This window comes from Streptomyces sp. NPDC041940 (assembly GCF_055589465.1).
In genome coordinates, this window is sequence record NZ_JBVJBP010000025.1 from 132,776 (window position 1) to 141,240 (window position 8,465).

At 71.3% G+C, this 8,465-nt stretch carries 5 protein-coding genes; all 5 read left to right on the forward strand.

Annotated features, from left to right (window positions below):
* Positions 1-230 precede the first annotated feature (230 nt).
* The 5 genes from ACZ6I3_RS33155 to ACZ6I3_RS33175 are packed head-to-tail and all read left to right on the forward strand — an operon-like array spanning position 231 to position 8,378.
* On the forward strand, positions 231-3,281 hold the full coding sequence (locus ACZ6I3_RS33155; RefSeq protein WP_469419703.1) for a sensor histidine kinase: 3,051 nt from the start codon (positions 231-233) through the stop codon (positions 3,279-3,281).
* On the forward strand, positions 3,278-3,712 hold the full coding sequence (locus ACZ6I3_RS33160) for a roadblock/LC7 domain-containing protein (protein ID WP_468198859.1): 435 nt from the start codon (positions 3,278-3,280) through the stop codon (positions 3,710-3,712). The genes ACZ6I3_RS33155 and ACZ6I3_RS33160 overlap by 4 nt, the downstream gene beginning before the upstream one ends.
* A gap of 9 nt (positions 3,713-3,721) precedes the next feature.
* Positions 3,722-4,117, forward strand: coding sequence for a DUF742 domain-containing protein (locus ACZ6I3_RS33165; RefSeq protein ID WP_469419704.1), 396 nt, complete (start codon positions 3,722-3,724; stop codon positions 4,115-4,117).
* 24 nt (positions 4,118-4,141) lie between these two features.
* Complete coding sequence (locus ACZ6I3_RS33170; RefSeq protein WP_469419706.1) at positions 4,142-7,792, forward strand: hydantoinase B/oxoprolinase family protein; 3,651 nt, start codon at positions 4,142-4,144, stop codon at positions 7,790-7,792.
* Complete coding sequence (locus tag ACZ6I3_RS33175) at positions 7,773-8,378, forward strand: GTP-binding protein (RefSeq protein WP_469419707.1); 606 nt, start codon at positions 7,773-7,775, stop codon at positions 8,376-8,378. Before ACZ6I3_RS33170 ends, ACZ6I3_RS33175 begins: the two co-directional genes overlap by 20 nt.
* Positions 8,379-8,465 lie beyond the last annotated feature (87 nt).

Sequence of the window (8,465 nt, forward strand, 5' to 3'; positions counted from 1 at the left end):
TTTCAGCCAACCGCCCTGGCGGGTCACGGCGATCGGCCCGCACGGCCGCCATCGATTTCGGGGAGACAACTCCTGTAATGCCCGGACAACTCACCATGCCTCGTGGCTGGCGCGGAAGTTCACCTTCCGGACCGGTCTTCGAGTTCCCTGTGGGTCGGTAGTAGGCTCGCGCCGTTTGTTGACGCACATGTGTACCCCCGGTAGGCCGGGGGCCCGAGCTGGGGGAGGCCATGCGCTTTCGCGGGAAGTCCATCCGCCGGAAGATCGTGGCGCTGCTCCTCGTGCCGCTGGTGTCCCTGAGCGCGATCTGGGCCTTCGCCACGGTGCTCACGGGGCGTGAGGCGGCCGACCTGTTCAATGTGTCGTCCGTGGTGGAGAAGATCGGCTACCCCATGGAGGACACCGTCCGCGTCCTCCAGGAGGAACGCCGCCAGACCCTGGTCCACCTCGCCGACCCCCGCGGCTCCGACGGGCTCGCAGCGCTCCGGCGCAGCAGGTCCGCCACCGACAAGGCCGTCGGCAGCATCCGCGAGAACGCCCGGAATCCGGACGTGCGCGACGCGATGGGCGAGGACACCGACGAGCGGCTGACCGCGGTACTGGACGCCTTCGAAGGCATCGAGTCCCTGCGCAGCAGTGTCGAGGACGGCACCGTCAACCGTTCTCAGGCCCTCGACCTCTACAACCGGCTGGTCGACCCCTGCTACGTCCTGCTGGCCAACCTGCACGTGGTCGACAACGTCGAACTGGACAAGCAGTACCGCGCGCTGGTCAATCTCGCCCGCGCCCGCGAACTCCTCTCCCGTGAGGACGCCCTCCTCGGCTCCGCCCTGATCGTCGGCGAGATCTCCCACTCCGAAGAGCGCGACATCTCCGACCTCGTGGCCCAGCGCACCCTGATGTACGACGCCAACCTGCCGCTGCTGCCTGTCGCGGAGCGCGACCGCTACGAGAGCTTCTGGAAGAACGCCTCCTCCGCTCCGCTGCGCGTGGCCGAGGAAGCGGCCGTCTCCTCCGGGACCGGAGCCCCCCGCGGTGTCTCCGCGAAGAGCTGGGACAGCGCCGCCGGCAACGTGCTCGACGAGCTCGGCACCCTCAACGACCAGGCCAACGACCGCTACCAGGACCGCGTCGATCCGGTGGCCATGGGCGTCATCGCCAAGGCGGTCGTCGCCGGCGTACTCGGCCTGCTCGCGCTCCTGGTCTCCCTCGTCCTGTCCGTGCGCGTCGGCCGCACCCTCATCCGCGATCTGCGGCAGCTGCGCCTGGAGGCCCACGAGGCGTCCGGGGTACGACTGCCCAGCGTGATGCGCAGGCTCTCCGCGGGCGAACAGGTCGACGTCGAGACCGAGGTCCCGCACCTGGAGTACGACAAGAACGAGATGGGCGAGGTCGGCCAGGCCCTCAACACCCTGCAGCGCGCCGCCGTCGAAGCCGCCGTCAAGCAGGCCGAGCTGCGCGCCGGCGTCTCCGAGGTCTTCGTCAACCTCGCGCGCCGCAGCCAGGTCCTGCTCCACCGCCAGCTCACCCTGCTCGACGCCATGGAGCGCAGGACCGAGGACACCGAGGAACTCGCCGACCTGTTCCGCCTCGACCACCTGACCACCCGCATGCGGCGGCACGCCGAGGGCCTCGTGATCCTCTCCGGCGCAGCCCCCTCCCGTCAGTGGCGCAAGCCCGTCCAGCTCATGGACGTCGTACGGGCCGCCGTCGCCGAGGTCGAGGACTACGAACGCATCGAGGTCCGCCGCCTTCCGCGTATCGCCGTCACCGGTCCGGCCGTCGCCGACCTCACCCATCTCGTGGCCGAACTCCTGGAGAACGCCACGGTCTTCTCGCCGCCGCACACCGCCGTCCAGGTCGTGGGTGAGCGGGTCGCCAACGGCTTCACCCTGGAGATCCACGACCGCGGCCTCGGAATGGCCGCCGAAGCGCTCCTGGACGCCAACCTCCGGCTCGCCGAGACGCCGGAGTTCGAGCTGTCCGACACCGACCGGCTCGGTCTGTTCGTGGTCAGCCGGCTCGCCCAGCGACAGAACGTCCGGGTCTCCCTGCAGCCCTCCCCGTACGGAGGCACGACCGCCGTCGTGTTCATTCCCGACGCGCTGCTGACGGACGACATCCCGGACACGAACGGCATCGGGTTCCGCCTCGACCGTCCCCAGCTGGCCACCGAGAGCGAGCCGCAGGACAGCCGCCGCGCCGCCCTGTCCCAGGCAACCGCACAGCGTCCCGGCCTGCCCGCCTCCCTCCTGGACGGCCCGGTCGAGCTGGAGGCCCCGGTGGACCTGGACGCCATCGGCCGCTTCCCCGGCTCCCTCGAGGACGAGAACAGCGGACACGGCGCCCTGTTCCGCCCCCGCCACTCCCTCATCCGCGCCCAGGACGAGACAGCCGGCCGCCCCGATCCGCAGCAGCAGAGCGACGCCCGCGGCGGACGGGACCGGACCGACACCGACGACGAGCTCGGCGCTGCCGCCGTCCCGCCCCGCCGCCACACCCCCAAGCTGGTCAGCTCGCACGGGCGTCCCGTCACCGAGCAGCGCCCCCGTCGGGGGCAGACCGACGAGGAGCCCACCACGGCCACCGGCCGAGCGGAATCGGGGGCCACATCCTCGCTCCCCTCGCGTCGCCGGGGCGACGGCTCCGCGGATGGCCGGGCCGCGGGCCGGCCGGGACCGGACCCCGCGCTTCCGGTCCGGCGCCGCAGCGAGGACTCCGCGGCCGGCACCCGGCGAGGCGAGGCGCCGACCGATGCACCGCCGCCCCTGCCGGCCCGTCGCCGGGGGACGGAACCCGCTCGCCCGGCCATCGGCGCGGCCGGCCGCGCCGCCGACCGCACCGAGTCCCCGGCCACGCCGGGCAGCGCCACCGGCGACCGGTCGGAACCGCCCACTCTGCCCAAGCGCACCCGTCGCGCGGAGATCGCGTCCAGCGGCCCGGACGCACCCGACCACCACTCCGGACCCGCGCCGGAGAGCACCAGCCGGCCCACGCGCCACGAGGCCGGCTCCGAACCCGCGCCACAGGACACCGGCTCCGGCACCACGCCGCTGCCCCGGCGCGTTCGGCAGGCCAACCTGGCTCCGCAGCTGAAGCGGGGGGCCGAGCCGCGTACGGAGGACAAGGCCGAGCCCGTCGAACGCGACGCCGAGGAAGTACGCAGCCGCATGGCCTCGCTCCAGCGCGGCTGGCAGCGCGGCCGTGATGAGAACGCCGCGGGCGATGCCGCCCACAACGGCGCAGCACGACAAGGAACGACAGAGGGGGACGGTCGATGACCGCACCGAAGGCGACCGGCCACACCGCGACCATCAAGGGGGAGCTGAACTGGCTCCTCGACGACCTGGTGGACCGTGTCGCGAGCATTCGCAAGGCACTCGTGCTTTCCAGCGACGGTTTGCCGACGGGGGTGTCCAGGGACCTGACCAGGGAGGACAGCGAGCACCTGGCCGCCGTCGCCTCCGGTTTCCACAGCCTCGCCAAGGGTGTGGGACGCCATTTCGAGGCCGGCAACGTTCGCCAGACCGTCGTCGAGCTCGACGACGCCTTCCTGTTCGTGACCGCCGCTGGTGACGGCAGCTGCCTCGCCGTCCTCTCGGACGCCGACTCGGACGTCGGCCAGGTCGCCTACGAGATGACGCTCCTCGTGAAGCGGGTCGGTGTGCATCTGGGTGCCGCTCCGCGCACCGATCTGCCCGCAGGCGGGTAGTGGGATGACATGAGCGCTGACGGTCAGGGAAGAAGCCACTGGTTCGACGACGAAGCCGGACCGGTCGTCCGTCCGTACGCCATGACACGCGGCCGCACCAGCAGCCAGGGCCAGCACCGCCTGGACCTGATCGCGGTCGTGGTCACGGAAACGCACGCGGACGACCCGGAAGCCGACCACATGCTCTCCCCGGAGCACGTGGACATCGTCGAGCTGTGCCGTGACGTCCCGCAGTCGGTCGCCGAACTCGCAGCGGAACTCGACCTGCCGATCGGGGTGGTACGGGTCCTTGTCGGAGATCTCGTGGACTCGGAATTCGTCCATGTGAACCGGCCCGTACCCCCTGCCGAACTGCCGGACGAGAGTATTCTGCGCGACGTGATCAACGGCCTCCGGGCGCTGTGAGCAGCGCGGAAGCGGGGTACTGACGTGACAGGCTGGCAGTTCTGGGTCGACCGAGGCGGCACCTTCACCGACGTCGTCGCGCGACGCCCGGACGGCCGGCTGCTCACGCACAAGCTCCTGTCGGACAACCCGGCCCGCTACACCGACGCGGCGGTCGAGGCCGTCCGCACGCTGCTGGCCGACTCGGGCGACCCCGTCGAGACCGTGCGTATGGGGACCACGGTCGCCACCAACGCCCTCCTGGAGCGCAAGGGCGAGCGCACCCTGCTGGTCATCACCCGCGGCTTCCGCGACGCCCTGCGCATCGCCTACCAGAACCGCCCGAGCATCTTCGCCCGCCGCATCGAACTGCCCGAGCTGCTGTACGAACGAGTCGTCGAGGTCGACGAGCGCATCGCCGCCGACGGCACCGTCCTGCTCGCACCCGGCCTCGACGCCCTCGCCGAGCCCCTCCGGGAGGCGTACGGCGACGGGATCCGGGCCGTGGCCGTGGTCTGTATGCACAGCCACCTCCACCCCGCCCACGAACAGGCCGTCGGGGAACTCGCCGCCCGTATCGGCTTCCCGCAGATCTCGCTCTCCAGCGAGGCCAGCCCCCTGATGAGACTCGTCCCCCGCGGGGACACCGCCGTCGTCGACGCCTACCTCTCGCCCGTACTGCGCCGCTACGTCCGGCACGTCGCCGACGAACTCGAGGGCGTACGGCTGATGTTCATGCAGTCCAACGGCGGTCTCACCGAAGCCGGGCAGTTCCGGGGCAAGGACGCCATCCTGTCCGGTCCCGCCGGTGGCATCGTCGGCATGGCCCGCATGTCGCAGCTGGCCGGCTTCGACCGCGTCATCGGCTTCGACATGGGCGGCACCTCCACCGACGTCTCCCACTTCGCGGGCGAATACGAACGCGTCTTCACCAGCCGGATCGCCGGCGTCCGGCTCCGCGCCCCCATGCTCGACATCCACACCGTGGCGGCCGGCGGGGGCTCGGTGCTGCACTTCGACGGCTCCCGCTACCGCGTAGGGCCGGACTCGGCGGGCGCGGACCCCGGGCCCGCCTGCTACCGGGGCGGCGGCCCGCTCGCCGTCACCGACGCCAACGTCGTCCTCGGACGCATCCAGCCCGCCCACTTCCCGAAGGTGTTCGGCGCGAACGGCGACGAGCCCCTCGACGAGGCACTCGTCCGGGACCGCTTCACCGCCCTCGCGCGCGAGATCCGCGAGCAGACCGGCGACGACCGCACCCCCGAACAGGTCGCCGAGGGGTACCTGCAGATCGCCGTCGCGAACATCGCGTCGGCCGTGAAGCGGATCTCCGTCCAGAAGGGCCACGACGTCACCCGCTACGCCCTCACCACCTTCGGCGGCGCCGGCGGCCAGCATGCCTGCATGGTCGCCGACTCCCTCGGCATCCGCACCGTCCTCGTGCCGCCCCTGGCCGGTGTCCTCTCCGCACTCGGCATCGGCCTCGCCGACACCACCGCCATGCGCGAACAGTCCGTCGAGGCCCCACTGGAACCCGCCTCCATGCCCGGCGTCCGCAAGACCGCCGAAGACCTGGAAGCGGCGGCACGCGCCGAACTCCGGGCCGAGGACATCCCCGAGGAACACATCGAGATCACCCGCCGCGCGCAGCTCCGCTACGACGGCACCGACACCACCCTCACCGTCGAGCTGACCGAGCCCGGCACGATGCGGCACGCCTTCGAAGAGCGTCATCGCGCCACGTACTCCTTCACGCTCGACCGGCCGATCGTCGTCGAAGCCCTCTCCGTAGAAGCCACCGGCATCACCGAACCCCCCGATCTCTCCGCTCTCGCCCCTTACGAAGCCACCGCCGACGGCAGCCCCGCAGCGCCGCAGACCGTCCGCCTCCACACGGGCGGCGCCTGGCGCGACGTACCCCTCCACCGCCGCGAGGGCCTTCCCCCCGGCGGCACGCTCACCGGTCCGGCGATCATCACCGAAGCAGGCGCGACGACCGTCGTCGACGAGGGCTGGCAGGCCACGGTGACCGACGACGGGCATCTGGTCATGGAACGCGCCGCGATTACGCAGAGTTCCGATCTCGACACGAAAGTCGACCCGGTTCTGCTGGAGGTCTTCAACAACCTCTTCATGTCCATCGCCGAACAGATGGGCGCCCGCCTCGAGTCCACCGCCCAGTCCGTCAACATCAAAGAGCGCCTGGACTTCTCCTGCGCCCTCTTCGACCCCGACGGAAACCTGGTGGCCAACGCCCCGCACATCCCTGTCCACCTGGGCTCGATGGGCACGAGCGTCAAAGAGGTCATCCGCCGGCGCGGCTCCCGCATGCGCCCGGGCGACACCTACGCCGTCAACGACCCGTACCACGGCGGCACCCACCTGCCCGACGTCACCGTGATCACCCCGGTCTTCGACACCACGTCGTCGGACGTCACGCAGAGTGACCCGACTCTCCTCTTCTACGTCGCCTCACGCGGCCACCACGCCGAGATCGGCGGCATCGCCCCGGGCTCCATGCCCGCCGGCAGCCGCACCATCGAGGAGGAGGGCGTCCTCTTCGACAACTGGCTGCTCGCCGAGGACGGCCGCTTCCGCGAGGACGAGACCCTCCGCCTCCTCACCGGGGCGCCGTACCCCTCCCGCAACCCGAAGACCAACCTCGCCGACCTGCGCGCCCAGATCGCCGCCAACCAGAAGGGCGTCGACGAGGTCGGCCGCATGATCGAGGACTTCGGTCTCGACGTGGTCCAGGCCTACATGAGACACGTCCAGGACAACGCGGAAGAGGCCGTACGCCGCGTCATCGACGCCCTCGACGACGGCGACTACGCCTACGAGACCGACTCGGGCGCCGTCATCCGCGTACGCGTGCGCGTGGACCGCGAGAACCGCGCGGCCACCATCGACTTCACCGGCACGTCGGCGCAGCTGTCCACCAACTTCAACGCGCCCTTCTCGGTCGTCAACGCGGCCGTCCTGTATGTCTTCCGCACCCTCGTGGCCGACGAGATCCCCCTCAACGACGGCTGCCTGCGCCCTCTGAGCATCGTCGTGCCACCCGGCTCCCTGCTCGCCCCCGAGCCCCCGGCCGCCGTCGTCGCCGGCAACGTGGAGACCTCCCAGGCCATCACCGGTGCCCTCTACGCCGCGCTCGGCGTCCAGGCAGAGGGCTCCGGGACCATGAACAACGTCACCTTCGGGAACGAACGCCACCAGTACTACGAGACTGTCGCCTCGGGCTCCGGCGCGGGCGACGGCTTCCCCGGCGCACCCGTTGTCCAGACCCATATGACCAACTCGCGCCTCACCGACCCCGAGGTCCTGGAGTGGCGGCTCCCCGTACGCCTCGAGGAGTTCGCGGTCCGGCGCGGCAGCGGTGGCGCCGGCCGGTGGCGCGGCGGGGACGGCGCCGTGCGCCGCATCCGCTTCCTGGAGCCCATGACCGTCTCCACGCTGTCCCAGCACCGACGTGTCGCCCCGTACGGCATGGCGGGCGGCGAGCCGGGCTCTCTCGGTGCCAATCGGGTGGAACACACCGACGGCACCGTGACCGCACTCGGCGGCAGCGACTCCGCGGACGTCGTCACCGGCGATGTACTCGTCATCGAAACCCCCGGCGGCGGAGGCTACGGCCCGCCGTCGCCCGACCCCCATCAAGCAGGAGAAGAGATCGATGATCTTCGGGCGTTCTGAGCGCGGCAAGCCTCCGGTCGAGCCCGTCACGCTCAAGATCCTGGTGGCCGGCGGCTTCGGCGTGGGCAAGACCACGCTCGTCGGCGCGGTCAGCGAGATCAGGCCGCTGCGCACCGAGGAACTGCTCACCGAGGCCGGTCGCCCCATCGACGACACCAGCGGCGTGGAAGGCAAGCACACCACGACCGTGGCCATGGACTTCGGCCGCATCACACTCCGCGAGGACCTGGTGCTGTACCTCTTCGGAACGCCCGGCCAGGAGCGGTTCTGGTTCATGTGGGACGAACTCTCCGAAGGCGCGCTCGGCGCCGTCGTGCTCGCCGACACCCGCCGCCTGGAGGACTGCTTCGCCGCCGTCGACTACTTCGAACGGCGCTCGATCCCCTTCCTCGTCGGCGTCAACTGCTTCGAGGGCGCCCCGCGTTACCCGATCGAGGACGTCCGCCAGGCCCTCGACCTCGACGACGACGTCCCGCTCCTGATGACCGACGCCCGCGACCGCGAGTCGGTGAAGGAGACGCTCATCGGCGTCGTCCAGCACGCCATGGCGTACGCGGCCGGCCAACGCCCCACGGTGACCACCTGACGCGGGCCCGGGGGGGGGGGGGGGGGGGGGGGGGGGGGGGGGGGGAGGGGGAGGGGGGGGGGGGGGGGGGGGGAGGGAGGAGGGGAA